Source organism: Pleomorphomonas sp. JP5, from assembly GCF_023721815.1.
In the GTDB taxonomy this organism is placed as follows: Bacteria; Pseudomonadota; Alphaproteobacteria; order Rhizobiales; family Pleomorphomonadaceae; genus Pleomorphomonas.
Window position 1 is genome coordinate 213,929 of the sequence record NZ_JAMDLI010000001.1, and the last position, 24,755, is coordinate 238,683.

A 24,755-nucleotide genomic window follows, 5' to 3' on the forward strand; every position below is an offset into this window, starting at 1 on the left:
AAGCTGTCGCCGCTGTCTATCTGGCAGCGGCCGCCCCATTTGTTGGGCGACAGCCACTAAACCAGAAGAGATGTTAATAGCCTCTCAACAGCATGCCTGTGACACCCTTCATGGCGCAGGATGGATGAATGGCCAGGGAGACGCTTCGCAATCTGGCGATATCGCGACGTGGACGAGCACAGTTCGCTCGGCTGCGAGCGCATCGGGCAGCACGGCGGCCAACTCGGCGGGCGACGACACCGAGTGTGCCTCGATGCCGAATGCCGCGGCCAACTTGAGGAAGTCGGGATTCTGTAGTTCCGAGGCGATGAAGCGCCCCTCGAAGCGGGTCCTCTGGTCCCGGCGGACATTGCCATAGGCGCCATTGTCGAACACAACTGCCACGACACCTATGCCCTCCTGCGCCGCTGTCGCCAACTCCTGCACGCCAAACATGAACCCACCGTCGCCGCAGACGGCTATCACCTTGCGATCGGGATTGGCGACCTTGACGCCGAGAGCCGTTGGAAACCCGTAGCCGAGTGTGCCCTGATATCCCTCGCTGACATAGGTTCGAGGCAGTCGGGCGTCCCATGCGAAATAGGAGGCAAAGCCAACCTGGCAAAGCTCGGTCAGGAAGAAGCCGTCGTCAGGTAGCGCCGCTCGAATTGCCTTGAGATAGTCGACCTCGGGCTGAACTCGGGCGATCTCGGCTTCGACGGACTCCTTGGTGGCTCTGATCTCGCTGCGGATGGCGGCGCCGTCGCGCTTGGAGGCCTCCATCCCCAGGCGACGGATCGCCGCGATCAGCGCTTGGGTTCCGACCTTGGAATCGGCGATTATGGAAGCGTCGGCTTTGAGGCGGACCATTTCCTCGGGATCGATGTCGATCCGGACGAGCTTGCGCCCGCCGGGTAAGCGCTCGTGATAGGTCATCATGCCGGTCCAGCGCATGGTCGGCAGTTCCAACCGAGTGCCGATACCCAGCACAACATCGGTTTCCGGATAGAGGCGATGGGCGACGGCCGATGACAGGCCGAGTGGTTCGCTTTCCGACACGATGCCCCGACCGCCACGCAAGGCCGTCACGGGGGCATCGAGAAGGGTGGCGAGCGCCCTCACCTCCTCAGCGGCATGCTGGGCGCCGCTGCCCGTCATGATCATCGGTCGACGAGCCGCGACGAGCAGCCGTGCCGCCGCTTCGACCGCCGCTGACTCCGGCTCCGTCGGCGAAGGCAGAATCGCGGCGCCAAGAAGCTCCGTCACCGCCGTCGCAGCCATGCTGTCCCAAGCCATTTCGAGAGCAACCGGACCAGGGCGACCGGTCAGCATCTCTTGAAAAGCCTGGTTGACGAGCGTCGGCGCATCCTCGACGCGCTCGATCCGTGCCGACCATTTGGTCATGCGTCGCAGAAGGCCAAGTTGGTCGGGGACTTCGTGGAGATGTCCACGCCCCCTCCCCTCGAAGGTCGAAGGAACATTGCCGGTGATCATCAGGACCGGAGTGCAACAGCCGAGTGCGGTAATGAGAGCCGCGCCAGCATTCAGAATGCCCGGCCCGGGAACCACGGAAAACACGCCGGGACGACCGGTGGAGCGGGCGTAACCGAAGGCCATGTAGCCCGAGGCCTGCTCGTGGCGGGCGCTGTAGGTGCGGATCTGGTCCGTCGACAGCGCAAGCGCATCGAAAAGGGGGTAGGTCTGCGCTCCTGGCAGGCCGAAAACGGTGTCAACGCCATTGGCGATAAGCGCGTCAACGATCGCGCGACCGCCGGAGACGGCGTCACGGACTTGCGGCATGGTCTTCCTCCCGAAAGAGTCACTGGGTCAGTCGACGGGGTGTCCCACGGCCTTGAGCGCCGTCACAAAGGCCGGGATGTCTCGGATGTTGAGGCCTGCGACATTGATCCGACCGGACCCCGCCATGTAAACGGCGTGGTCCTTTCTGAGGGTCAGAACCTGTTCGGGGCTGAGCGCCAAAGTCGAGAACATGCCGGTTTGAGTTTCGTGCGGCTTTAGCCCTGGGCCGACAGCGGCCAGTGCGCTACGCACGCCCCGAACACGAGTGCCCATGCGCTCGATCTCTTCGCGCCAGACGCGTGTCAGTTCAGGATCTTCGAGAATGGTGCGGACGATGGCCGCGCCGTGGTCCGGAGGCATCGACCAGGATACCCGGCTGAAGGCGGCGAGATTGGACATCACCACCGAAGCCGTCTTCTCGTCGCGCGCCTTGACATAGAGCGCGCCGACGCGCTCGCGGTAGAGGCCGAAGTTCTTGTCGCAGGAGTAGGCGACCATCACCTCGTCGAGGTTGTCGGTCAGAAGGCGCACGCCATAGGCGTCACCTTCGAGCCCCTTGCCAAGGCCGTGATAGGCGAAGTCGATCAGCGGCACCACGCCGGTCTCCTGCAGCGCCTTCAATACCGTCCGCCAATCCTCCGGCTCAAGCTCGCCACCTGTCGGGTTGTGGCAGCAACCGTGAAGCAGAACGATGTCGCCGGCGGAGGCCCCCTCAATCGCCGCCACAAGCGAGGCGACGTTCACCGTCTGTGTCTTCACGTCGAAGTAGGGGTGTGACACCGCCTTGAGATGCGTGGCGTTGAGAATCTGAAGATGATTCGGCCAGGTTGGGGCGCCATAGAGGATCTTGGCGTCGGGACGCGCCAGTGCCACCAGATCCGCGGCGAGCCGCACGGCGCCGGTGCCCCCGGGTGTCTGGATGCCGGCGACGCGACCGCCCGGATCCTTGCCGAAGACGATCGGCTTGAGCAGATCGGTGTAGGCCGGGTCGCCCTCCGGCCCGAGATAGGCCTTTGTGGCTCTTGTATCGAGAAGGACTTTCTCGGCCGCCTTTACCGCGGCCATGATCGGCGTGACACCATTGTCGTCGCGGTAGACTCCGACGCCTAGGTCGAGCTTCTGAGGACGGGGGTCGGCCCGGTAGAGTCCGATGAGGGCGAGCAAGGCGTCGGCGGGCTGTTCGGGAAGGGTGTCAAACATTCTTGGGCCTATCCGGCTAACGGTGAATAGCTCCACCTTATCGGGGTTCGGTGGAAATATCTCTGCGATTTCCTGAAAGGCAATTGCTCGGGGCGAGGATTTTCAGCATTATACCGCCCGTTCGCGCATGTTTTTTGCGTCATCGCTTTCGGAGTTCCCCGCCTTGGAAGAGTTGGATGTGTTCGATCTGCGTCTTCTTGCCGCCATCCAGACGAAAGGCGACATGACCCAGGCGGAACTGTCGGAAATCGTGCACCTCTCCCCTACCCAGTGTGCCCGTCGTCTGCAGCGCCTCAGGAGCGACGGCTATGTTCGCGACATCGTGGCGATCCTCGACCCGGAAAAACTGGGCATCAACATCATCGCTCACACGCTGGTTGGGCTTCGCAACCACGACGACGAAACGGGTAAGGCGTTCCGGGCCTTCGTCGATGCCGCCGACGAGGTGGTGGAGTGCTGGTCGCAGACAGGCGACGCCGACTACCTTCTGAAGATCATGGTGAAGGATCTGGGTGAGCTGGCTAGTCTCATCGAGCGTCTGATCACAGCTGTCGGAGGATTCGCTTCGCTCCGTTCCTTCGTGGCCTTGAAGGCCATCAAGCGCACGACGACGGTGCCCATCCGCGCCTAAGGTCCACCCTGCTCCCGCGCTTTGCATTCTGTTTCTCAATCTTGGCGTTACCCTGCTCGAGCGCTTGCGGGGTGATTTGGCGCGTGCTTTTGCCCGCGTTTCCAGCTCCAAGCCTGACGTCCCGAAAACAATGTGGCAGCTTTCGTTTTGTGTTCATTTGATTTCGTATATTTGCTAGCATCGCAACCAACTGAAAGCGTCGACGAAAAAGGCGCGATTTGCGGAGACGGCGATGGCGAACGTGGACATCCTGGTAATCGGTGGCGGCATCAACGGCTGCGGCATTGCCCGCGATGCCGCTGGGCGCGGTTACTCCGTGCTGCTTGCCGAGATGAAGGATCTCGCCTCCGGCACCTCGTCCGCCTCGACAAAGCTGATCCATGGTGGTCTCCGTTACCTTGAGCATTACGAATTTCGCCTGGTTCGGGAGGCACTGACGGAACGTGAAGTGCTTTGGGCGATGGCGCCTCACATCATATGGCCTTTGCGTTTTGTCCTGCCTCATCACGCCGGTCTCAGGCCTGCCTGGCTGCTCCGGTTGGGTCTTTTTCTTTACGATCATCTCGGAGGACGCCGACGCTTACCGGCCACTCGACCGCTGAATCTTCGCACGGACGCCGTGGGAAGGCCTCTGAAAGCCGGATACGGTCGCGGATTCGAATACTCCGACTGCTGGGTACAGGATTCCCGCCTCGTCGTGCTGAATGCTGCCGATGCCGCGGCCCGTGGCGCCACCATTCTCACCCGCACCCGCGTCACGTCGGTCGCTCGCGCCGAGGATCGTTGGATCGTGACGCTCAGAGATGTGGAAACCGGCAACGAGACGACGGTGACCGCCGGTCTGCTGGTCAATGCCGCCGGGCCGTGGATCGACGAGGTCCTGCGGTCGGCCGCCGGCATGCCGGAAGCCCGCCACGTCCGCCTGGTTCAGGGCTCTCACATCGTCATTCGGAAACTCTACGATCACGACCGCGCCTACATCTTCCAGAATGCCGACGGGCGCATCATCTTCGCGATTCCCTACGAGGGCGACTTCACCCTGATCGGTACCACCGACCGAGATTATTCTGGCGACCCGGCCGACGTGAAGATCTCGGCCGAGGAGATATCCTATCTCACGGCTGCCGCCTCGGAGTATTTCGAGAAGCCGATTGCCGAGGCCGATATCGTCTGGACCTATTCCGGCATTCGCCCGCTCTACGACGATGGCGCCTCGAAGGCACAAGAGGCGACGCGCGACTACGTGCTGAAGCTTGCCGGTGCGGAGAACGAGCCAAAGCTGCTCAATGTGTTTGGAGGCAAGATCACCACCTACCGCCGTCTTGCCGAAAGCGCGCTGGCTCTGATCGAGGACGTAGTTGGGGCACGAGGCGCTCCCTGGACGAAAGGGGCAACTCTGCCGGGCGGCAACGTGCCCTCTGGCGACATCGTCGCCTACCAGGGGCATATTGTCGCCAACCGCCCCGGCATCGATCCCTGCCTGATCGAACGCTTGGTCCATACCTATGGTACCAGGACCGAGGAGATCCTTGCCGGAGCCGCCGTCACTGCCGATCTCGGACGCGATTTCGGCGCCGGCCTCACGGAGGCAGAGGTAAGGTATCTCGTCCGCCATGAGTGGGTGAGAAGTGCGGAGGATATCTTGTGGCGGCGCACCAAGCTCGGGCTCCGCATGGCCGAGACTGCTCCGGCGGAGATCGACGCCTTCATCGCCAATCTGCACTGAACCGGGGGAGAAGCAACGGGGCGGCGCTTGCACCGCCTCGGTAAGCATCTACAACTCAAGCAAACCAAGGGACGGGAGGAGACCGACCATGGCCGCATTTGTACTCGCGATCGATCAGGGCACCACGTCGACGCGGGCCATCGTCTTCGACGAGGAATACTGTGTCAAAGGCGTGGGAAAGCAGGAGTTCCCGCAGCATTTTCCGGACTCGGGCTGGGTGGAGCATGAGCCGGAGGATATCTGGCATACCACGCTTGAGACCATGCAGTATGCCCTCGCCCGGGCGGCCGTTTCGCCGCAGGACATCGCGGCCATTGGCATCACCAACCAGCGTGAGACAACGCTGATCTGGGATCGCGACACCGGCAAACCGATCCATCGCGCCATCGTCTGGCAGGATCGCCGTACATCGGATCGGTGCGCCGCTTTGAGGGGTGATGGTGCCGAGGACATGGTACGTGAGAAGACCGGCCTGTTGCTCGACCCCTATTTCTCCGGCACCAAGATTGCATGGTTGCTTGACAACGTCGAGGGCGCCCGAGCGGCGGCCGAGGCCGGGCGGTTGGCGTTCGGCACCGTCGACACCTTCCTGCTCTGGCGGCTGACCGGTGGTCGGGTTCATGCGACGGACGCCACCAATGCATCCCGCACCCTCCTCTACGATATTGCCGCCGGCGACTGGGACGACGATCTCCTGCGCCTCTTCGGTGTGCCGCGTGCTGTCTTGCCCGACGTGCGTGACAGCGCCGCCGACTTCGGCGAAACCGATCCCGATCTTTTTGGCGTCGCCATCCCCATTCGAGGCATTGCCGGTGATCAGCATGCCGCTACGGTCGGTCAGTCTTGCTTTTCGCCGGGCATGTTGAAGTCGACCTACGGCACCGGTTGTTTTGCTTTGCTCAACACGGGCAGCGAAATCGTCAGGTCTTCCAACCGGCTCCTCTCGACCATTGCCTATCGCCTCGATGGGCAGGTCACCTATGCCTTGGAAGGTTCGATCTTCATGGCCGGCGCCACTGTACAGTGGCTTCGTGATGGGCTCCGCTTCTTCGAGCGGTCGGACCAGGCTGGGGCCTTGGCTGACCACGCCGATCCCAGTCAGAACGTTTATCTGGTGCCGGCCTTCACCGGACTCGGGGCTCCCTGGTGGGACGCCGAGGCGCGCGGTGCTCTTTATGGCATGACGCGCAACACTGGTCCGGCCGAGTTTGCCCGCGCGGCGCTGGAGGCGGTCTGCTATCAAACGCACGACTTGCTTGAAGCAATGCGCCGCGACTGGACGGGGACGTCGGAGACCGTGCTTCGCGTTGATGGGGGGATGGTGGCGAGCGACTGGACCATGCAGCGCCTGGCCGATCTGCTGAACGCGCCGGTCGACAGGCCGCTGGTCCTGGAAACGACCGCTCTTGGCGCAGCATGGCTGGCCGGACACAAGGCGGGGGTCTGGCCGGACATGCAAGGCTTCTCGACAAGCTGGAAACGCAACCGACGCTTCACTCCGCAGATGGACGATGCCACGCGGAAGAAAAAACTTGCCGGATGGGCGGACGCCGTGAGGCGAACCTTGACGACCTGACGGTGTTCCGACCCGCCCGTTCCGGAAAGACGCGGCGGGTCGGATTGTGATGGCGCCTGGTGCTTGCCGCTCTCTGCCTAAATCTTGCTCAATTCCTTATAGTATTTTCGCGGAGTCAAAGATGGGATTGAGTGTCAACACGAACGGAGAGAGCGTTCTTTCTTTCGGGTTGAGACCATTTCGGTGAGAGTTCGACTTGGCTGGATCGCGCCAGGGCAATCACATCCACGTAGTTTTGATCCATGTCATCGCCAGAACTAGCCTTGGGGCTAATCATGATGCATCGGATAGCGTGAACGTGGAGGTTAGAATGATCGACAAATCGTCCTCCAAGACGGGCGGTGACGGTTGCGACTGCGATCGGGAGCCGGAACTCATGCGCCGGATGGCGGTGACGCTTGATTCCGACCAGTTCTTGCAAGGCATCGAGCGCAAGCTGGCCGCCGATCGATGCCACGAGTGCACCGAACTCGAAGCCTGCAAGGTGTGGCTGGACATCACGGCAATTCGCGGCGCCGTGCATCCACCCAAGTTCTGCCGGAATGCCGATCTCTTCGAAGAGATAAGCAACGACGCCGCCAGCTCGTCCTTCTGAGCGGTCTTGCAAAAGCAGTCTGTCGGAATCAGGCGGCGCTAGCTTCGTCTCCATCCTCATCGTCGACCGAAACGGTCAGCGAGGCGAAGCTGTCGGACACTTCGACTGGCTTGTCGGTGCGAGCGCCGAGGCCGGACTTGGAGCGTTCGAGCGATTTCAGAGCAAACTCGCGGAAGGCCTTCACCGGGATTGGCGGCGAGTAGATGTAGCCTTGCGCCTGGACCACGCCGATCGATTTCAGATGTTCGACCTGGTCGGGGCGTTCGACGCCCTCGGCAACGATCCCGAGTCCGAGCTGATGGCCGAGTTCGACAAGGGTGTCGACGATCGTCTGGGACGAGTGGTCGGTTCCAATGTGATCGATGAACATCTTGTCGATCTTGATGATATCGACACCCAGCTTTTGAAGGTAGGCTAGGCCACCATGCCCGGTGCCAACGTCGTCGAGCGCCACCGAGGCGCCAAGCGCCTGGATTCGGCCGATGATGGCGCGCGACAATGCCAAGTCCTTGAGCGGGTGCTGTTCGGTGACCTCGAAGCAGAGCTGTTCGTAGCGAATCTTCGAGTTGCCGTAGATCCTCTTGATGTCGTCCATGATCTCAAGGTCGTTGAAGTGCATGGCCGTGAGGTTGATCGCCAGCTTGAGGCCGGGATTCTTGTCGTAGATGTCGGCGACGTCGACCACCGTCTGGGTCATGAGCTGGCGGGTTATGTCGCGAATGGCTCCGGTCGCTTCGGCATAGGGCAGGAACTGGCCTGGTGCCACCATCGTTCCGTCGGGACGCAGCCAGCGGACGAGCACCTCGCAACCGCGGATCTCGCCTGTCATCAGATCGAAGACCGGCTGGTAGTAGGGAATGAACTCGTGATTGTCGACGGCGCGGGAGAAGCTGTCGCCGTCGGATTGGCGCCACATCGACCAGGTCACGATGATGAACACGCCGAGGCCGGCGAGCGTCGACAGGATGATGGTGATGGCCCGGAGACCGGCGATCGATTTCTGGGCTGCGGTCTCGTCCACCGCGACCCGGACCTTGATCGGGTAGCGTTCCGAAGAAATCGTCGACACCAGCGCCGCCGACTGGTCACTCTCCGTCCACTTGCCGGAAAACCTGCTCCACTCCGAACCGTCGTCGAGATAGACAGTCGTAACGCTGGCGTCCTCGAAATAGCTGGCGCCGGCTTCGATATCGAGCGATCGCGTCGCGAGACGAGCCACCAGACGCAGCCGGTCGTCCACACGCAAGGTCACCACGGCTTGCCGTCTGTCCTTGCCATCGCTCAACACTGACAACATGACCGAGGGGTCGCCCTTCTCTGCCACCGGTAGCCGGGCAGGAGCGGCGAGTGCGCCCATCGGTTCTCCGCATATCAGCGTACCAGCCTCGTCGGTCAAGCCGATCTGCACGATAAAGTCGGAGTTGAAGGCGGTCATTCCGAACATGGTGCGATCGGCAAGGCCGCAGGTGATGTGCCCGCTGCTCCTGAGATCGGCAAGGACTCTGAGCGCTTCGGCAACGGTCGTCTCAGCGCGCACCAGATAGCGCGCGGCCATGGAATCGGCTTCGGTCTGTCCGACCGAAAGGGCGTGCTGGGAAAGAACGTAGTCCGCGGCGGCAATCGGAACGGTCGTGACGACCGCCGATACAGCAAGAAGCCTGAGCCATTTCAACCACCTGAACTTCACATCGCATCCATTCGGTCTTTAGCCCAGCCGCGCGGCGACCCCACATTCTTGCGCGTGGAAACAGAGAACGCCGTTTCAATAATTCATCTTGTTTGGGTCGGATGAAGAAATGGTTTCCCAAACCGATCGGGCCCTCCTTTTCTTTGGAGAGAATGAGTTCACCGGCGTGGTCGCCAAAATTGGTCGGAGGCATGGCTTGTGCGTCGACCGTCATTTAGCCACAATGCCAGTCTCGAAAAGCGTGCCTTATCTCTCTTTTCCGATAAAGACTTATTGGGAGTATGAAATGACGATTTCCAGTCGCTGGTCCCTTACCGTGGCTGTCGTTGCATTGACCGCAGGCCTCGCAGGGCCCGCCTTTTCGGCGGCGACGCCCGAGCAGGTGACCGCGGCCCTGACCAAACTCCTGTCGGAAGACAAGGGAGCGACCTTCGCGCTGGGAGAGCCGACCCAGTCGGATGCCGGGGTCGTCTACAACAACGTCTCGATCAAGTCTTCCGATGGTGGGGAGACCAAGATTGAAGTACTGACCTTTGCCAACCCGACCGTTGAAGGCGATACGCTCAGCGCTGATTCCCTGTTGGCCGAGAACGTCAGCGGTACCGACAAGGGCGACAAGTTCACCGCCTCCTCTCTTGAGCTCACCGCTCCCGTCTTTACCGGCAAGGAGGAAGGCAACCGGGTGGATGCTGTCTCCATCATGGGGATTTCGATCGCCCAGGACGGCAAGGCGCCCGTCATGATCGACAGCGCCAACGTCGATCTCTCCGACTTTGCCTCCGATGTGCCGCATGCCATCGACATTTCTGTCGAGGGGATCGACGTCGATCCGATGGCCATGGACGAGGGCGGGCAAATGGGCGCTCAGCTGAAGGCCATGGGATACGACAAGCTGACCTTGGGATTCTACGGCTCCGGTTCGCTCGACGAAGCGACTGGCGACCTCGTCCTGAACGAGATCACCATCGATGGAACCGACCTTGGCACGGTAACGCTGGCCGGAACCTTCGGTGGCCTTACTGCCGATGTCATCAAGGATCTCAAGCAGCCCAACCCGCCACAGAGCGTTTTCGGCAAGGTCACGCTGAAGCAGGCTTCGGTCTACTATGGCGATGCGTCTCTTGCCGGTCGGATCATTGCCGAGCAGGCCAAGCAGATGGGACAGGAGCCGGCTGCTTTCGTGGGGCAGATCACTGGTGCCCTGCCCCTGCTCCTGTCGTCGATTGGCAATCAGCCTTTCCAGGACAAGCTGGCCCAGGGCGTGACCACCTTCCTGAAGGACCCCAAGAACCTGACGATCACAGCCAAGCCGGCAACGCCGATTGCGCTGATGGAGCTCCTGTCCACCTCGCAGACCGCTCCGCAGACGCTGCCTGACGTTCTCAAGGCCGATGTGATCGCCAATCAGCCGGAAGCCGAAGACGACGAGACGGGTGATGGCGCCGACGTGAACTGATAGGGGACCGGCCCGTCCTGCGGGCCTGACAACCCTATTCAAGGCCTGCGTCGGCAGGGCTACTTGTCCTTGTCGCTAGCAAAAGACAGGCCGGCCAGCCGGCCCCAGATATTGCGCATCCGGGAGGATCGTCAATGAGAACCAGCGCTTCGCTTGGTGCGGCTTTGGCGCTTGCCGCCTTTGCCTGCCCCTCGTTTGTCCATGCAGAGACGTCCAGGGAAGCCCTTGTACGGCAATGGCTTGCCTCTGCGTCTTTCGGGATCCCGGTATCCGTTGGCAAAAGCAGCTTCGATCCCGCGACTCAGACCGTAACGTTGTCTGACGTGAACATCGGCGACATCGATGATGATCTGATTGCCGTTCATTTCGACGAGTTGTCTGTTGAAGATCCTCGCCTCACCCCGGGTGAGGCTTTCGCTGCCCACGCCGTTCGAGCCACGAACTATAAAGTCGATCTCCACTTTGACGTCGGCAAGTGGTTTCCGGGCCTGGTCGGGCTGGAGTCGGGCACAGGCGGGGAAACCGGGAAGGCCGATGTGTCGCCGGCCCCGAAACAGAAGCCCGTCAAGAAAATGCAAGAAAGCCGCGACACCGACCAGACGGGTGATGAAGCGTCCGTGCCCGAAGCCAATGCCGGTGAAGAGAAGACGCCGCCTCCGGTGGTGGATTATTCGGTGTCCGCCGAGTCTTGTCTTATTGAAAGGTTTGTTTTCCCGCTGCCGCCGGAGAGTTTGCCGTCTGGACGTCCGATCTACGAGAATATGTTCCGCTATGCTGACTGGATGATGGGAATCCGGGCCGACTGGGCCGAGATGAACAGCGTCAGGATCGAGACGAGCGGAATGAAGGAAGGCGACTCCATTTCGACGTACTCGTTGTCATACCTGTCGGGAATGCACGATGGTCGTGTCGAAAGGGCCGGCCTCAACTCGGCCGAACAAAAGCCGAAAGATGACGCGTCGCCCTTCAAGTCGATGACCATCGACAGCACCTATGTTATCGGCGCGGACTTTGGCAAGGCGCTTGAAGCGCTCGACCCGTCCAGGTACGTCGATGGAATCGGTGATGGCAAGGAGCGTGTTGTTTACTCGCAGTATGGCGTCAACAATCTTGTCCTGACGTTCGAGAATGCGACTGCGAGCATCGGCAACATCGAGGCAAACAATGTTTACCTCCGCCAGACCAGCCAACCGGTGATAAAGCAGATCTTTGAAGCGCTCGATGATATCAAGCAGGTTGAGGCCGATCCAATCCGGTTTATCTCTACTATCCTGCCAAACTATACGCAGCTGATGGGCGTGGATTTCGTCCGGGCCAGCAAGCTTGAAGTCAAGACCAGCGACGACAGCGTGGATGTTGCGATCAACAGTTTTGACGGCAACGACATCAGTGGCAACGGCATCGGCGCGTTCACGTTGCGCGACATCAGCGCCACGGCCAAGGAGACCTCCTCGAAGCTTGGCATTTCTCTTCTGACCTTCCAGGATATCCGATTTGGCTCGCTTTCCGCTCTTCTCAAGCTGGGACAGAGTGCGTCCGAGGGCGTCCAGCCGTCCGGAGAGGCGATGCGTGACGCCATCGTCAATGGCGGCACATCCGTCGGCTTCGCCGAGCTTAGCGCACTGTCGGTCGAGTCGCCGTTCGGCTCCGTGGGGCTCGACTCGCTTGCTCTGACAAGCGGGAACTATATTGGCACCCTGCCCCAACGCAGTGATGCCACGTTTACCTCGCTGTCCTTGCCTGTGGCACTGCTGTCCGACGAGACAGTCGTTTCCGAGCTGACCAGCATGGGTTACGAAACCCTCGATATATCTGGCGGTTTGACGTTGTCCTGGGATGCCGACAAGGGCGACCTGCATCTTGAGGACTTGACCCTCAAGGCTGCCGATATGGGGGTCATCTCCAGTGACTTCCATCTGAACGGCCTGCCCCTGTCTCTTGTGGACAGGCCTTCCGAGATCGAGTCTCGCATCAAGAAGGCAGCGCTTGTGTCCGCTTCGGTCACCTACGGCAATGCCGGCATCGTCGAGAAGGCCTTCGAGGCGCAAGCGAAGAAACTGGACCAGGATGGCGACAAGTTCCGTGAGAACACCGCCGGCGCCCTGCCGCTCTTGCTCAACTTCCTTGAGGATCCCAAGCTGCAGGCGAGGTTTGAGAAGCCGATCTCGGATTTCATTCGGGATCCGAAGTCGATCACCCTGAGTGTGGCGCCTGAAACGCCGGTCGCCTTCGATCAGTTGGAGAAGGTCAATACCGATAAGCCGAATGACCTCATTCGGGTGCTGAATGTCGGGGTGACCGCCAACGAGTGATACCTGACTGGCTGCAAAGATCCACGCAGACAAAAGGCCGGGGAGTCGCCTCCCCGGCCTTCTCCTTTGAGATACAGCCGATCAGTTCGGCAGGTTCAGCTTGAGATGCAGTTCACGCAGCTGCTTGGTCGAGGCTTCCGACGGCGCTCCCATCAGCGGGTCCTCGGCGCGCTGGTTCATCGGGAACAGCGTGATTTCGCGCAAGTTCTGCGCACCGCACAGCAACATCACCACCCGATCGACGCCGGCCGCCATGCCACCATGCGGAGGGGCGCCATATTGGAACGCGCGATACATGCCGCCGAAACGCTCCTCGACTTCGGCCTTCGAGGTGCCGACCAGTTCGAAGGCCTTCACCATGGTCTCGGGCGACTGGTTACGGATCGAGCCGGAGGCCATCTCGTAGCCGTTGCAGACCATGTCATACTGGAAGGCCTTGATCGTCAGGGGATCCTGATTGTTCAGTGCCTCCAGGCCACCCTGCGGCATCGAGAAGGGGTTATGGGCGAAGTCGAGCTTCTTCTCGTCGTCGTTCCACTCGTAGAAGGGGAAATCGACAATCCAGCAGAGTTCGAACCGCTCGGTATCGACAAGGTTGAGATCGGAGCCGACGCGAGTGCGGGCTTCACCGGCGAACTTGTAGAACTTCTGGGGATCGCCGGCCACAAAGAACACGGCGTCGCCCTCGCCAAGACCGAGCTGCACGCGAACGGCTTCCGTCCGCTCCGGTCCGATGTTCTTGGCCAGCGGGCCGGCACCCTCGAGAGCGCCGTTTTCCGATCGCCAGAAGATGTAGCCAAGGCCGGGCTGGCCCTGTCCTTGCGCCCAGGAGTTCATGCGGTCGCAGAAGGCGCGGCTGCCGCCGGTCTTGGCCGGGATGGCCCATACTTCCGTCTTGGGATCGGCCTCGATCATGCGCGCGAACACCTTGAAGCCCGAGCCGGCGAAATGCTCGGTCACCGCCTGCATCTCGATCGGGTTGCGAAGGTCCGGCTTGTCAGAGCCATAGAGGCGAATGGCATCGTCATACTTGATGCGACGGAACTGCTGGGAAACCGGCTTGCCTTCGGCGAACTCCTCGAACACGCCCCGGATCACCGGCTCCATCGTGTTGAACACGTCGTCCTGCGTTACGAAGCTCATTTCCAGGTCGAGCTGGTAGAACTCGCCCGGCAGGCGGTCGGCGCGCGGATCCTCGTCGCGGAAGCAGGGCGCGATCTGGAAATAGCGGTCGAAACCGGCGACCATCAGCAGCTGCTTGTACTGCTGCGGCGCCTGCGGCAGGGCATAGAACTTGCCGGCGTGGATACGGCTCGGCACCAGGAAGTCGCGCGCGCCTTCTGGCGAGGAGGCAGTCAGGATCGGCGTCGAATACTCGGTGAACCCGGCGTCCTCCATGCGGCGGCGCATCGAGCGGATGATCTTCGTCCGCTTGACGATGTTGCCATGCAGTGTTTCGCGACGAAGGTCCAGGAAGCGGTACTTGAGGCGCACGTCTTCCGGATAGTCCGGCTCGCCGAACACAGGCAGCGGCAGGTCCTTGGCCTGGCCGAGAACGACGATCTCGTTGGCAAAGACCTCGATTTCACCAGTGGGAAGGTTGGCGTTGACTGTTTCGGGCGTACGGGCGCGAACAAGGCAGTCGACGCGGATGACCCACTCGGCGCGCAGCGTCTCCGCCAGCTTGAACGATCCGCTGTCGGGATCGACCACGACCTGCGTCATGCCGTAGTGGTCGCGCAGGTCGATGAACAGCAGACCGCCGTGATCTCGCACGCGATGCACCCAGCCGGACAGCCGCACATTCTGCCCGACGTCGCTGGCTCGAAGCTGGCCGCAGGTGTGGGTGCGATAGGCGTGCATGGTTATCGTCCTGTCTCTTTGAATCCGTTGGGAACGGCTCCGGATTCCCACCTTGGGGAGGCCGGATCTGTGGGCGCGACAAGCGCACGGCGGGGCGGATTTGTCAAGAATTCTGACAGCCTCTTGCACGCTTCACCTGTTCGTCAGGCCTCCCGACCGGAGCCGGAAACCGGCCCGATGGGCGTGAAGAGAAACTCCGTTGCGGGCGTTTTGCTGGGCAACCGCTCGGCGCTTTGCCGACTTCGTCGGAATAGTGTCATTCGATTGTGAGAAAAGCCTTCGCTCAGACGGCAGGCCGCACAGGCGACTCGCAAGGGGTACCCCGCCGGCTGACAGGGATTTTTCCATGAGCAAGCAAAAGACCAAGGACCTTTTGGCCAACGCGGTGCATGCCAACAAGCTGACCAGCCGGGAAGGCATTCTCGAACGCCTGTTCACCCTGGCGTTCTCCGGTCTTGTCTATCCGCAGATATGGGAAGATCCGGCCGTTGACATGACGGCGCTCGAACTCGGACCGGACAAGCGCATCATCACCATTGCCTCCGGCGGCTGCAACGTCATGAACTATCTGACGGCTTCGCCGGCGGAGATCATCGCCGTCGATCTCAATCCAGCCCATATCGCGCTGCTCAAGCTGAAGCTGGCCGCTGCCTGCCGCCTGCCGAACCACGAGAGCTTCTTCCGCTTCTTCGGTCACGCCGACGAGCGAGAAAATACCGACCGTTACGATCGCTTCCTGCGCGACCATCTCCCGGACGATGCGCGTGCCTATTGGGAAAAGCGCGGCTTGACGGGCCGTCGGCAGATATCGATCTTCACCCGGAACATCTACCGCTACGGCTTGCTGGGGCGGTTCATTGGCGTCATGCACCTGCTCGCCCGCGCCTATGGCAAGAACCCGCGGCTCATGCTGACCGCGCAAGGCCTCGACGAACAGCGTCGCCTGTTTGAGGAGAATCTTGCCCCGGTCTTCGACTCCCGGCTCATTCGCTGGCTGTGTCGCATGCCGGTGTCACTCTATGGCCTTGGCATCCCGCCGGCCCAGTTCGCCTATCTTTCGGCCGACGCCGGTGGCGACCTCGCCGGTTTGTTGCGGAAGCGCCTGTCGCGCTTGGCCTGCGACTTCCCGCTTGAGGACAACTATTTCGCCTGGCAGGCCTTCGGCCGCCGTTATGACCGCGAGAGTCGCCGCGCCGTGCCCGCCTACCTCACTCGTGGGGCTTACGACGCCATCCGCGCCAACGCCGACCGCGTGACCGCCGTGCAGGCCTCGATGACCGACCGTCTTGCGACCATGCCCGACGAGTGCCTCGACGGCTATGTGTTGCTTGACGCTCAGGACTGGATGACGCCGGCGCAGATGGTCGCCCTGTGGACCGAGATCAGCCGCACGGCTCGCCCGGGGGCTCGCGTCATTTTCCGTACCGCCGGGCTCGACAGCCCGCTTGAGACGGTCCTGCCCGCCAAAATACGCTCGCGCTGGTCTTACGATCCCTCGACCGTGCCCGAATATGTCGCCCGCGATCGCTCGTCGATCTACGGAGGGTTCCACCTCTATCTGAGAGATACCGCGTGAGCGCGCCCACCTCTGCGTCTCCGCCCTCGGCCGGCCAGAAGGCGGCGATGGACCGCATGTACCGGCTGACCCGGCACATCTACGACCTGACGCGCAAGCCCTACCTTCTCGGCCGAGATCGCATGATCGGGGCGCTTGAGGTTCCTCCGGGCGGGAGTGTGCTGGAAATGGGGTGTGGCACCGGTCGCAACCTGGTGGCGGTCGGTCGCCGCCATCCGGACGCGCTTCTCCATGGCTTCGACATCTCCGGCGAAATGTTGAAGACCGCCCATCGCAATGTCGAAAGGTCAGGTCTCGACATTCGATTGGCCGAGGGCGATGCTTGTTTTTTCGATCCGGAGGCGACCTTCGGCGTAGCGAGCTTCGACCGTGTCTATTTCTCATACACGCTGTCGATGATCCCCGATTGGACGGCGGCGTTGGCTCACGGTCTCTCTCTGGTCAAGGATGGCGGCCGTCTTTCGGTCGTCGATTTCGGCTTCTGCGAAGGGTTGGGGGCTCCGATCCGCAGCCTCCTGCACGGTTGGCTGTCTCTCTTTCACGTCGCGCCGCGCGTCGCTCTGGAGACGGAAATGGCCCGACTGGCGCAAATGAGCGGCCGGACACTCCATTTCGAACGACCGGCGCGCGGCTATGCGCAGCTTGGCAGCATCCTCTGACGTCAACCTACCGCGCGGCACACGGCCTCAATGTTGTGGCCGTCTGGGTCGATAATGTAGGCGGCGAAATAGTTGGCCGCATACGGCCTCAAGCCCGGCCCACCGTTGTCCTCGCCACCCGCCGCCAAACCTGCGGCATGGAAGGCTGCCACGGCATCACGCGTCGTGGCCGAAAAGCCGACGTGAAGCCGTCCCCTGCGACTGGCATTCGAAAGCCAGAATCCGGCGTGACCATCCCGGCCGTAGCCTGCATTCGACGCACCGCCCGAACCGGGAGCGACTCTCGTGATCAGCCGGGAAACACCGAGTGGCGCGAGCAAAGCGTCATAGAAGGCAATGGACCGGCGAATGTCGGTCACCGGACAGTCGACATGATCGAACATGATGGTTCAGGACGAACCGCGACAATCCGTCGCAGCCCGTCCTCCTTTTCTCATTCCGGCTTGTGGCAGACCGCCTCGATGTTGTTGCCATCGGGGTCCAGGACAAAGGCGGCGTAGTAGTTGGGGTGGTAATGAGGGCGAAGCCCCGGTCCTCCGTTGTCACGCCCACCGGCAGCCATCGCCGCGGCATAGAAAGCGTCGACCGTTGCCCGGTCCTTTGCCGCGAAGGCGACGTGAAAATGCATGATCTCACCAGCAGGGCGACCCGTCGCGACCCAGAAGTCAGGCTTGCCGTCGCTGCCGTAGCCTGCGAAGGCGTCTCCGCCCGTCTCCTCGGCCGATACGGACATCACCACTTCGATGCCAAGTGGTGCCAAAGCCTTGTCGTAGAAGGCCTTCGACTTTTCGTAGTCGACGGCGGGAAAACCCATATGATCCAGCATCTTTGCCTCCGTGAATGACGATGGCAGACATAGCCGCCCCCCATGCCAGACCGTGTCAGGAGTACCTACTGACACAATCCGTCACGCTCCCTCGAAGCCGGAGAGCACGCCGACGGCGTTGTAGCCGATATCCTCGACCGCATAGCCGCCCTCCTGCACGAACAGCGTCGGCTTTCCGAGAGCGGCGATGCGGGCGCCGATCTTGGGGTAGTCCTCGCGCTTCAGCTTGAACTTGGAGATGGGGTCGCCCTCGAACGTGTCGAGGCCGAGCGACACCACGACGACGTCCGGGCCAAAGGTCTCGATCGCCCGGCAGGCATGATCGAGGGCAGCGCCCCACGTCTCCCAGTCGGTCCCGAAAGGCATGGGCAGGTTGAGGGTGAAGCCCTCGCCCTCCCCTTCGCCGATCTCGTCGGCACGGCCGGAAAAGAAGGGGTAGGCGACTGCAGTGTCCGCGTGGAGGTTGACCATCTGCACGTCTCCGCGCCGGTAGAAAATCTCCTGCGTACCGTTGCCGTGGTGATAGTCGACGTCGAGGATGGTGACTCGCTTCGCACCACGATCGAGAAACCACTGCGCCGCGACGGCGGCGTTGTTGATGAAACAGTAGCCGCCCATGGTCGACGAGCCCGCATGATGCCCAGGTGGCCGGCAGAGCGCGTAGGCGGCTTTCTCACCGCCGTGGATCAGCTCGGCGGCGCCAACCGCAGACCAGACGGCCGACTGTACGGCATCCCAGGTTCCCTCCACGAAGGAAGCGCCGCCATCGAAGGAATAATAGCCCATCAAACCATTGAGGTGCTCGGGGCGGATATCCCGCTGGCCGCGAGCAGGCCAGACGTAGGGCATCGTCGGTCCGGTACGCCCTTCGGCGAGCCATAGCTTCCAGAAATCCGCCATGAACCGGAGGTAGCCGGCATCGTGAACCTTCGACGCCGCCGCAACGGCGTCGATGGGTGTTGCCTCGATCACGTCGCCAAGACCAACCGCCGCGATCCGCCGCAAGATGAAGTCGACGCGCGCCGGCAGCTCGAAGGCAGGCGTTATGACCCCGGCGTTGAGTTCCTGGTTGTCGGCGTGGAGACGATGACGGGGGGAGTAGACGGTTTTCATGACGTGAGGCTTTTCGATGCGCCGACGGGTCCGCCGTCGGTTTCGCACCGACAGTAGCCGGTCGATGGCGAACGGCAAGGCGAAACGCGCGGCTTTTCGAAGGTCAGTTCTCGATGTGGCAATGACGTGCGAAGACAGGTCGCTGGAAGACGTCGTAGCCGACGAACAGAAGGTCTGACGCGCCCTTGCCGATATCACCTAGGGCGTCACCGAGCGTACGGTCGATCGTCATCACGGGAACTATGGGCGCCGAACTGTCAGGATGCAGCGCCGAACCGCGGATGCTATCGGCGGTCGACCAGTTCCCGAAGCTGGCGCCTGCGCTCGCCAGGAAACGCCCAACGCTCTGCCTGAGATCGATCACGTCGAGTACCGCCCCCTTGTTGGGCGGATACAGAACGGCGATGGGCTGATCCCGATCGGTGTCCGTTAGCACCGAACCGACGTAAAGACGGAACGAGTTGACGACCGGGTCGTCGGGCAACTCGATCGCAGCTGAAGACTCGACCGAGATGCTATCCACAGCCGGTGCTTCGATATCGCCCCACAGGCGAACCCGGTCAGCCGTTCCCGGCAGGCTGCCCGTTGCCTCGATGAAGCGGAGCGCTGTCGTCGTGCCATCAACGTCGGAGGGCGAACCGGGGTAGATGGCAAAGCCGCCGGTTGCTTCGTCAAGCAGGCGATATCGTTCGGTCAGCGCCACTTCGAGTGCCGAGCGCACCGCTGCCCTACCCGCCTCGTCGAGGTGTCCCCACAGGTGGCGCGTCAGGAGTTGCGTCGCCTGTGCCTGTTCGAGGCTCCATGCGTGTTGCTCGTCCTCGCCGGTCGGCATGGGCGCGGCCATCGCTCCCATCAGGCTACTGGCCAGCTCGCTGGCGTAGAGTAGCGGATGCGATGGATCGCGGTCGGCGCCATCGTCGGTCAGCAGATAGTGCAGAATATGATAGGTGGAGTTGGCGTCTCGCTTGGTCTCGAAGGCGCGAGGCGTCCCCATGCGGGCGCCCCACATGCCGGACTTCGGGTCCTGCGTTGCATCGAGCCAACTACGAAACGCCGCGTGCCAAGCGGGCGTAAAGTGATAGGTGCCTGTCGTCTCGAGGAGATCGACATAAGCCAGTTCCGAAATGCCGGGCCCATAGACTCCCGGTCCAGGGAGGTGCTCCGCCCAGAAACGGCCGATGTAGAGGTGGGCGTCGAGGTAGGCGCGAAGAGCCTCCGGTGTGGCAATTCTGTCAAGGAAGCGAAGAGGGTAGCGGAGCCGCAATGGCTCTCCTACCTCCCTGGCCAATCCGTCGAGCGCTTCGATGACATTGAGCGTCGGTGCGATAAAAGTGAACGAGGGATAGTCCGGGTCCATGAAGGCGCCGGTGGTCTGATCCTGTCGAGCAAGAAGGAACTCGTAGCGCGCCTTGGCTGATTTATCGGCGGGCATTTTGATCAGACCTTCGCCGCTTTCCATCTGCCGCCGCAAGCGACGCAAGGTCGAGTAGGCATCGAGATAGTCGCCGTCGGACAACTTCTTGACGATGCTGAGCATCCTGAACTCGAACTCGGCCATGTAGTAACCGTCGGCCTTGAGTTCGGCGTTGCGATGAAAGAGATAAGGCACCGATCCGATTATCTGGTGGGTTTGGTAGCCGAGGATGCCGACTCCCACGGCGATGGTCGCCAAAAGGGCCGCTGCAAGCTTCAACTTCGGTTTCCGCATCGCGCTCCCCCGATGACGCCGCTCGATTGGAAACGAGGTGGGGATGTCGCGCGATCACCACAAGTGCGGGTTAACAGCGATGGCAGCATGCTCCGATACGTCACAAAGCCAAAGTCTGCGACCACTTCTCCTTCCCGCCTTTGGCCGCGAGCCCGTCTGACCGCCGGACGACCGCATCTAGCCGCTGGGTGCGAATTTTCCTTCGCTGTGTCTTGCCTTTCCTCGCAGTTCGGGCGAAATCGCCGGGCCATGCTGATCATATCCGATCTCACCTATCGTATCGCCGGCCGCACCCTCATCGAGGGCGCCTCCGTCACCATCCATGACGGCGCCAAGGTCGGTCTTGTCGGCCGCAACGGTACCGGCAAGACGACCCTGTTCAACATCGTCGCTGGCGATCTCGCGGCCGAGAGCGGCTCGGTGGATCTCAAGCGCGGTGCTCGCATCGGTCGCGTTGCCCAGGAAGCGCCGGGGTCCGACATCTCCCTGATCGACTTCGTGCTGGCCGCGGATACCGAACGGACGGCTTTGATGGCCGAGGCCGAAACGGCGTCCGATCCACACCGTATCGCCGAGATTCAGCTGCGGCTTGCAGACATCGAGGCGCACTCCGCCGAAGCGCGCGCTGCCACCATCCTGTCCGGTCTCGGGTTCGATGCCACCGACCAGCGTCGCCCCTGCGCCGATTTTTCCGGCGGCTGGCGCATGCGCGTGGCACTGGCCGCCGTGTTGTTCACCGAACCGGATCTGCTGCTGCTCGACGAGCCGACCAACTACCTCGATCTCGAAGGCACGCTCTGGCTGACCAACTACGTTCAGCGCTATCCCTATACGGTCGTTCTGATCAGCCACGATCGCGACCTTCTCGACAGTGCCGTCGATCACATCTGCCATCTGTCCGAGGGCAAGCTGACGCTGTGGAAGGGCGGATACACGTCATTTGCGCGGCAGCGGCAGGAGAAGATGCTGCTGCAGGAAAAGGCGCGCGAGAAGATCGAGGCGCGACGCAAGCACTTGCAGGCTTTCGTCGACCGCTTCCGCTACAAGGCCAGCAAGGCCACGCAGGCACAATCGCGCATCAAGATGCTGGAGAAGCTCGACATCATCGCCGAGGTGGTGGAGGAGCACGTCCAGCAGATCAGCTTTCCCAATCCGAAGGCCAAGCTGGCGCCGCCCATCGTCACCTACGACAAGGTCGACCTTGGCTATGATCCTGACAAGCCGGTGCTCAAGCGCCTGACGCTGCGTATCGACGATGACGACCGCATCGCTCTTCTTGGCAAGAACGGCAATGGCAAGTCGACCTTCGCCAAGGCGTTGGCCGACCGGCTGGCGCCCTTTTCCGGCAACGTCGTCAAGGCCGGCAAGCTGGAGGTCGCGTTCTTCGCCCAGCACCAGCTTGATGAGTTGCGCCCCGACGAGTCGGCTGTCGCCCATGTCCGCCGTCTGATGCCCGATGCGCCCGACGCCCGCGTCCGGTCGCGCGTCGCCCAAATGGGCCTCGACACCAACAAGATGGATACGCCGGCGCGCGAGTTGTCGGGCGGCGAGAAGGCACGCCTTCTTCTCGGTCTCGCCACCTTCCACGGGCCGAACCTGTTGATCCTCGACGAGCCGACCAACCATCTCGACATCGACAGCCGCGAAAGCCTCATACAGGCTCTCAATGACTTCGAGGGTGCCGTCATTCTCGTCAGCCATGATCGACATCTGGTCGAGGCGACCATGGATCGTCTATGGCTGGTGGACAAAGGGACGATTACTCCCTTCGACGGTGATATGGACGATTACAAACGTTTCATTCTCTCCGGTCCGGGCGATGCCGACAGGGCGGCTAAGGGCGATGAGCAGAGGGTCACCAATGCCGATCGCCGTCGTCTGGCCGCCGAGCGACGGGCCCAGCTTGCCCCGCTCAGGAAGCGCATCCAGGGCATTGAGGCGGAGATGGACAAGACGAGGAAACTGATCGCCCGCATCGATGCCGCCCTCGCGGATCCAGTTCTGTTCACCAACGACCCGGCCAAAGGCGCCAAGCTCTCCAAGGAGCGGGCGGACGCCGTACGTAGCCTTGATACGTTCGAAGAAGAGTGGCTGACCTTGTCGGCCGAATACGAAGAGGCCGAGGCGGCGGAGAACTGATCGTCGCACGGCCCGCTTTGCGCTGGATCGCAAGCCTATCCCGTCAATCCGGAAGCCTGCCATGACGATCGCTTTTACGCCTTTCGATATCGCCGCCTTCGTCTGGTTCCTGGCCATGTGGTTCGGGCAGGCCTGGCTTACGGAGCACAGCCCCTGGGCCAAGCATTCGCTGACCCACTTCATCAACATCGGCCGTCACGGCTGGGTACGGCAGGCCGCGACTCGAGACTTGCGGATGGTCGACACGGCGATCGTCGCCGGCCTTCAGAACGGCACGGCTTTCTTCGCGTCGACCTCGCTTCTCGCCATTGGTGGCGGGTTCACCTTGCTGAACTCGGTCGACCATGCTGTTGGCGTCGTTTCGGCGTTGTCTGATCTTACGGCCACCGACCGGACGGCCTTCGAGTACAAGGTGGTTGGGCTGCTCGGCATCTATGCCTACGCCTTCTTCAAGTTCGGCTGGGCCTACCGAATGTTCAACTTCGGCTCGATCTTGCTCGGCGCGTTGCCGCCGCCGGCCGAGGCCGATACCAAGGAAATGGACAAGGCGGTGGCGCGAGCCTCTTCGATCATCGTTGTGGCCGGTACGAACTTCAATCGTGGCCTGCGTGCCTTCTTCATGTCGATCGGCTATCTCGGCTGCTTCCTTGGGCCGATCCCCCTGATCGCCAGTTCCACCTTCATCGCGGTGGTGCTCGCCCGCCGCCAGTTTACCTCCAATGCCGTGAAGGCCATGAGGAGATACGAGTGACCGACGTCGACCCGCACCGCGTCAAGGCAGGACAGATCCGTGATGTTCTGTTGCTGATGGCTTCTGAATCTCCCTCCGGCAAACCGATCGGTCCGGACGCCGTTGCCCGCGCCATTGCCGGCAAGGACGAAAAGATATGGCGCCGGCTGATGAAGCCGATCAAGGACGAGGCGGCGCGCCTCGCCAAGGAGGGCAAGGTCATCCTCCTCAGAAAAGGCAAGCCGGTCGACCCCGACCGAGTGCGGGGGCTTTATCGCATTCGTCTCCGGGCCGAAGGAGAGTCTATGCCCGTCTACGAGGTCCCGAAGTCGGACGATGATCTGCTTGAAGACGATGACGAGGCGTAAACGGCCGACCTACGGTCGCGGTAGCAGCGCGTCGGAATAGCCGGCGAACCGGTAGGCGGCGAGGCCTATCCATTCGCGGACCGCCATGTCGGTCATTGTCAGCCCTTCGGCTGCGGTGCGTCCGCCCAACCAGTCGGTTGCGGCGCCGTTGCGGTAATCGACTGGCCAGGCCACCACGCCGCTCCAGCCGGCAGCGCGAAAGGTGCCGATGGCGCGTGGCATGTGGAAGGCCGAGGTGACGAGTAGCCACTGCTCCCGTGGCTTTGGCTCGACCGTGCTGAAGCTGTAGATTGCGTTCTCTCGCGTGTTGCGGGACCGATCCTCAATCGTAATCCGCTCTGCCGACACGCCGAACTCGACAAGCAGGTCGCGCGCAATGGCCGACTCGGCACGCTCGTCGTTCGCGAAAACGCCATTCGAGCCGCCCGAGAGCACGATGCGCGCGCCCGGATATCGCCGAGCGAGTTCTGCAGTGGCGATCAGACGCTCCGCGCCATCGACCAGCTCCGCCGAGCCTCGTTCAGTCGACAGCCCCGTATCGACAACACCCCCCAAGACCAGAATCCCGGCAGGGGCCAGCCGGTCAGGATCGGCCGGTACCGAGAAGCGCTGTTCGAGGGGACGAAGAAGAAGCGTGGGAACACCGGTCCACGCGCAGATGACGAGCAAGGTCAATGCGATGCCGATCAACTCGGCACCCCGCCGCCGCCAACCAAGCAGCCGCAACCCCACTCCCAGCAGCAGTGCCAAAACAAAGGCATTGGAGGGGCGCAAAAACAGGAACCCAAGCTTGGAGAGCACATAAAACACG

At 62.0% G+C, this 24,755-nt stretch carries 20 protein-coding genes; 11 read left to right on the top strand and 9 right to left on the bottom strand.

Annotation, left to right across the window (positions count from 1 at the left end):
* Window positions 1-108: 108 nt before the first annotated feature.
* On the bottom strand, window positions 109-1,779 hold the full coding sequence (locus M4J40_RS01015; protein ID WP_251751368.1) for a thiamine pyrophosphate-dependent enzyme: 1,671 nt from the start codon (window positions 1,777-1,779) through the stop codon (window positions 109-111).
* 27 nt (window positions 1,780-1,806) lie between these two features.
* Complete coding sequence (locus M4J40_RS01020; RefSeq protein WP_251751370.1) at window positions 1,807-2,979, bottom strand: amino acid aminotransferase; 1,173 nt, start codon at window positions 2,977-2,979, stop codon at window positions 1,807-1,809.
* 163 nt (window positions 2,980-3,142) lie between these two features.
* On the opposite strand from M4J40_RS01020, the gene M4J40_RS01025 reads away from it, so the two are divergent.
* The 4 genes from M4J40_RS01025 (at window position 3,143) to M4J40_RS01040 (ending at window position 7,507) form a co-directional block, all read left to right on the top strand.
* Window positions 3,143-3,610, top strand: coding sequence for an Lrp/AsnC family transcriptional regulator (locus tag M4J40_RS01025; protein ID WP_251751372.1), 468 nt, complete (start codon window positions 3,143-3,145; stop codon window positions 3,608-3,610).
* Between the two features lie 232 nt (window positions 3,611-3,842).
* Window positions 3,843-5,336, top strand: coding sequence for a glycerol-3-phosphate dehydrogenase (gene glpD / locus M4J40_RS01030; protein ID WP_251751373.1), 1,494 nt, complete (start codon window positions 3,843-3,845; stop codon window positions 5,334-5,336).
* 88 nt (window positions 5,337-5,424) lie between these two features.
* On the top strand, window positions 5,425-6,912 hold the full coding sequence (glpK, locus tag M4J40_RS01035; protein WP_251751375.1) for a glycerol kinase GlpK: 1,488 nt from the start codon (window positions 5,425-5,427) through the stop codon (window positions 6,910-6,912).
* A gap of 310 nt (window positions 6,913-7,222) precedes the next feature.
* Complete coding sequence (locus M4J40_RS01040) at window positions 7,223-7,507, top strand: DUF6455 family protein (protein ID WP_251751377.1); 285 nt, start codon at window positions 7,223-7,225, stop codon at window positions 7,505-7,507.
* Between the two features lie 28 nt (window positions 7,508-7,535).
* Here M4J40_RS01040 and M4J40_RS01045 read toward each other — a convergent pair whose 3' ends face one another.
* Window positions 7,536-9,194 (bottom strand): EAL domain-containing protein, encoded by a 1,659-nt coding sequence (locus M4J40_RS01045; RefSeq protein WP_251751379.1) that lies wholly within the window; start codon window positions 9,192-9,194, stop codon window positions 7,536-7,538.
* 286 nt (window positions 9,195-9,480) lie between these two features.
* On the opposite strand from M4J40_RS01045, the gene M4J40_RS01050 reads away from it, so the two are divergent.
* Window positions 9,481-10,650, top strand: coding sequence for a hypothetical protein (locus M4J40_RS01050; RefSeq protein WP_251751381.1), 1,170 nt, complete (start codon window positions 9,481-9,483; stop codon window positions 10,648-10,650).
* 134 nt (window positions 10,651-10,784) lie between these two features.
* Window positions 10,785-12,962, top strand: a complete 2,178-nt coding sequence (locus M4J40_RS01055; RefSeq protein ID WP_251751383.1) for a hypothetical protein — start codon at window positions 10,785-10,787, stop codon at window positions 12,960-12,962.
* Window positions 12,963-13,043: 81 nt separating this feature from the next.
* Here M4J40_RS01055 and aspS read toward each other — a convergent pair whose 3' ends face one another.
* On the bottom strand, window positions 13,044-14,825 hold the full coding sequence (gene aspS, locus M4J40_RS01060) for an aspartate--tRNA ligase (protein ID WP_251751385.1): 1,782 nt from the start codon (window positions 14,823-14,825) through the stop codon (window positions 13,044-13,046).
* A 346-nt stretch (window positions 14,826-15,171) separates the two neighbouring features.
* On the opposite strand from aspS, the gene M4J40_RS01065 reads away from it, so the two are divergent.
* Both M4J40_RS01065 and M4J40_RS01070 read left to right on the top strand, forming a co-directional pair.
* A complete protein-coding gene (locus tag M4J40_RS01065; RefSeq protein WP_251751387.1) occupies window positions 15,172-16,401 on the top strand; it encodes a DUF3419 family protein in 1,230 nt (409 codons plus the stop codon).
* Window positions 16,398-17,060 (top strand): class I SAM-dependent methyltransferase, encoded by a 663-nt coding sequence (locus tag M4J40_RS01070; RefSeq protein WP_251751388.1) that lies wholly within the window; start codon window positions 16,398-16,400, stop codon window positions 17,058-17,060. The genes M4J40_RS01065 and M4J40_RS01070 overlap by 4 nt, the downstream gene beginning before the upstream one ends.
* Window positions 17,061-17,062: 2 nt before the next feature.
* Here M4J40_RS01070 and M4J40_RS01075 read toward each other — a convergent pair whose 3' ends face one another.
* From M4J40_RS01075 to M4J40_RS01090, 4 genes are all read right to left on the bottom strand, one after another.
* Complete coding sequence (locus tag M4J40_RS01075; protein ID WP_251751390.1) at window positions 17,063-17,443, bottom strand: VOC family protein; 381 nt, start codon at window positions 17,441-17,443, stop codon at window positions 17,063-17,065.
* Window positions 17,444-17,493: 50 nt separating this feature from the next.
* Window positions 17,494-17,886 carry a VOC family protein gene (locus M4J40_RS01080; protein WP_251751392.1) on the bottom strand — a complete coding sequence of 131 codons (393 nt, stop codon included), beginning with the start codon at window positions 17,884-17,886 and terminating at the stop codon, window positions 17,494-17,496.
* An 81-nt stretch (window positions 17,887-17,967) separates the two neighbouring features.
* Window positions 17,968-18,999 carry a histone deacetylase family protein gene (locus tag M4J40_RS01085; RefSeq protein ID WP_251751394.1) on the bottom strand — a complete coding sequence of 344 codons (1,032 nt, stop codon included), beginning with the start codon at window positions 18,997-18,999 and terminating at the stop codon, window positions 17,968-17,970.
* 103 nt (window positions 19,000-19,102) lie between these two features.
* Window positions 19,103-20,692 (bottom strand): hypothetical protein, encoded by a 1,590-nt coding sequence (locus M4J40_RS01090; protein WP_251751396.1) that lies wholly within the window; start codon window positions 20,690-20,692, stop codon window positions 19,103-19,105.
* 264 nt (window positions 20,693-20,956) lie between these two features.
* Here M4J40_RS01090 and M4J40_RS01095 point away from each other — a divergent pair, with 264 nt between their 5' ends.
* The 3 genes from M4J40_RS01095 (at window position 20,957) to M4J40_RS01105 (ending at window position 23,944) form a co-directional block, all read left to right on the top strand.
* Window positions 20,957-22,846 carry an ABC-F family ATP-binding cassette domain-containing protein gene (locus M4J40_RS01095; RefSeq protein WP_251751398.1) on the top strand — a complete coding sequence of 630 codons (1,890 nt, stop codon included), beginning with the start codon at window positions 20,957-20,959 and terminating at the stop codon, window positions 22,844-22,846.
* 61 nt (window positions 22,847-22,907) lie between these two features.
* A complete protein-coding gene (locus M4J40_RS01100) occupies window positions 22,908-23,597 on the top strand; it encodes a DUF599 domain-containing protein (RefSeq protein ID WP_251751399.1) in 690 nt (229 codons plus the stop codon).
* The gene (locus M4J40_RS01105; protein ID WP_251751401.1) at window positions 23,594-23,944 is read left to right on the top strand and encodes a DUF3253 domain-containing protein; all 351 of its coding nucleotides are present in this window, start codon (window positions 23,594-23,596) and stop codon (window positions 23,942-23,944) included. The genes M4J40_RS01100 and M4J40_RS01105 overlap by 4 nt, the downstream gene beginning before the upstream one ends.
* A 9-nt stretch (window positions 23,945-23,953) precedes the next feature.
* On the opposite strand, the gene M4J40_RS01110 is transcribed toward M4J40_RS01105, so the two are convergent.
* Entirely contained in the window at window positions 23,954-24,754 is an 801-nt protein-coding gene (locus M4J40_RS01110) for a YdcF family protein (protein WP_251751403.1), read from the bottom strand.
* Window position 24,755: the final 1 nt, after the last annotated feature.

Coding starts and splice junctions, on each gene's coding strand:
- M4J40_RS01100 (WP_251751399.1), top strand. CDS start 22,908: ATGACGATCGCTTTTACGCCTTTCGATATCGCCGCCTTCGTCTGGTTC.
- M4J40_RS01050 (WP_251751381.1), top strand. CDS start 9,481: ATGACGATTTCCAGTCGCTGGTCCCTTACCGTGGCTGTCGTTGCATTG.
- glpD (WP_251751373.1), top strand. CDS start 3,843: ATGGCGAACGTGGACATCCTGGTAATCGGTGGCGGCATCAACGGCTGC.
- M4J40_RS01015 (WP_251751368.1), bottom strand. CDS start 1,779: ATGCCGCAAGTCCGTGACGCCGTCTCCGGCGGTCGCGCGATCGTTGAC.
- M4J40_RS01085 (WP_251751394.1), bottom strand. CDS start 18,999: ATGAAAACCGTCTACTCCCCCCGTCATCGTCTCCACGCCGACAACCAG.
- M4J40_RS01065 (WP_251751387.1), top strand. CDS start 15,172: ATGAGCAAGCAAAAGACCAAGGACCTTTTGGCCAACGCGGTGCATGCC.
- M4J40_RS01055 (WP_251751383.1), top strand. CDS start 10,785: ATGAGAACCAGCGCTTCGCTTGGTGCGGCTTTGGCGCTTGCCGCCTTT.
- M4J40_RS01020 (WP_251751370.1), bottom strand. CDS start 2,979: ATGTTTGACACCCTTCCCGAACAGCCCGCCGACGCCTTGCTCGCCCTC.
- aspS (WP_251751385.1), bottom strand. CDS start 14,825: ATGCACGCCTATCGCACCCACACCTGCGGCCAGCTTCGAGCCAGCGAC.
- M4J40_RS01075 (WP_251751390.1), bottom strand. CDS start 17,443: ATGTTCGATCATGTCGACTGTCCGGTGACCGACATTCGCCGGTCCATT.
- M4J40_RS01095 (WP_251751398.1), top strand. CDS start 20,957: ATGCTGATCATATCCGATCTCACCTATCGTATCGCCGGCCGCACCCTC.
- glpK (WP_251751375.1), top strand. CDS start 5,425: ATGGCCGCATTTGTACTCGCGATCGATCAGGGCACCACGTCGACGCGG.
- M4J40_RS01080 (WP_251751392.1), bottom strand. CDS start 17,886: ATGCTGGATCATATGGGTTTTCCCGCCGTCGACTACGAAAAGTCGAAG.
- M4J40_RS01040 (WP_251751377.1), top strand. CDS start 7,223: ATGATCGACAAATCGTCCTCCAAGACGGGCGGTGACGGTTGCGACTGC.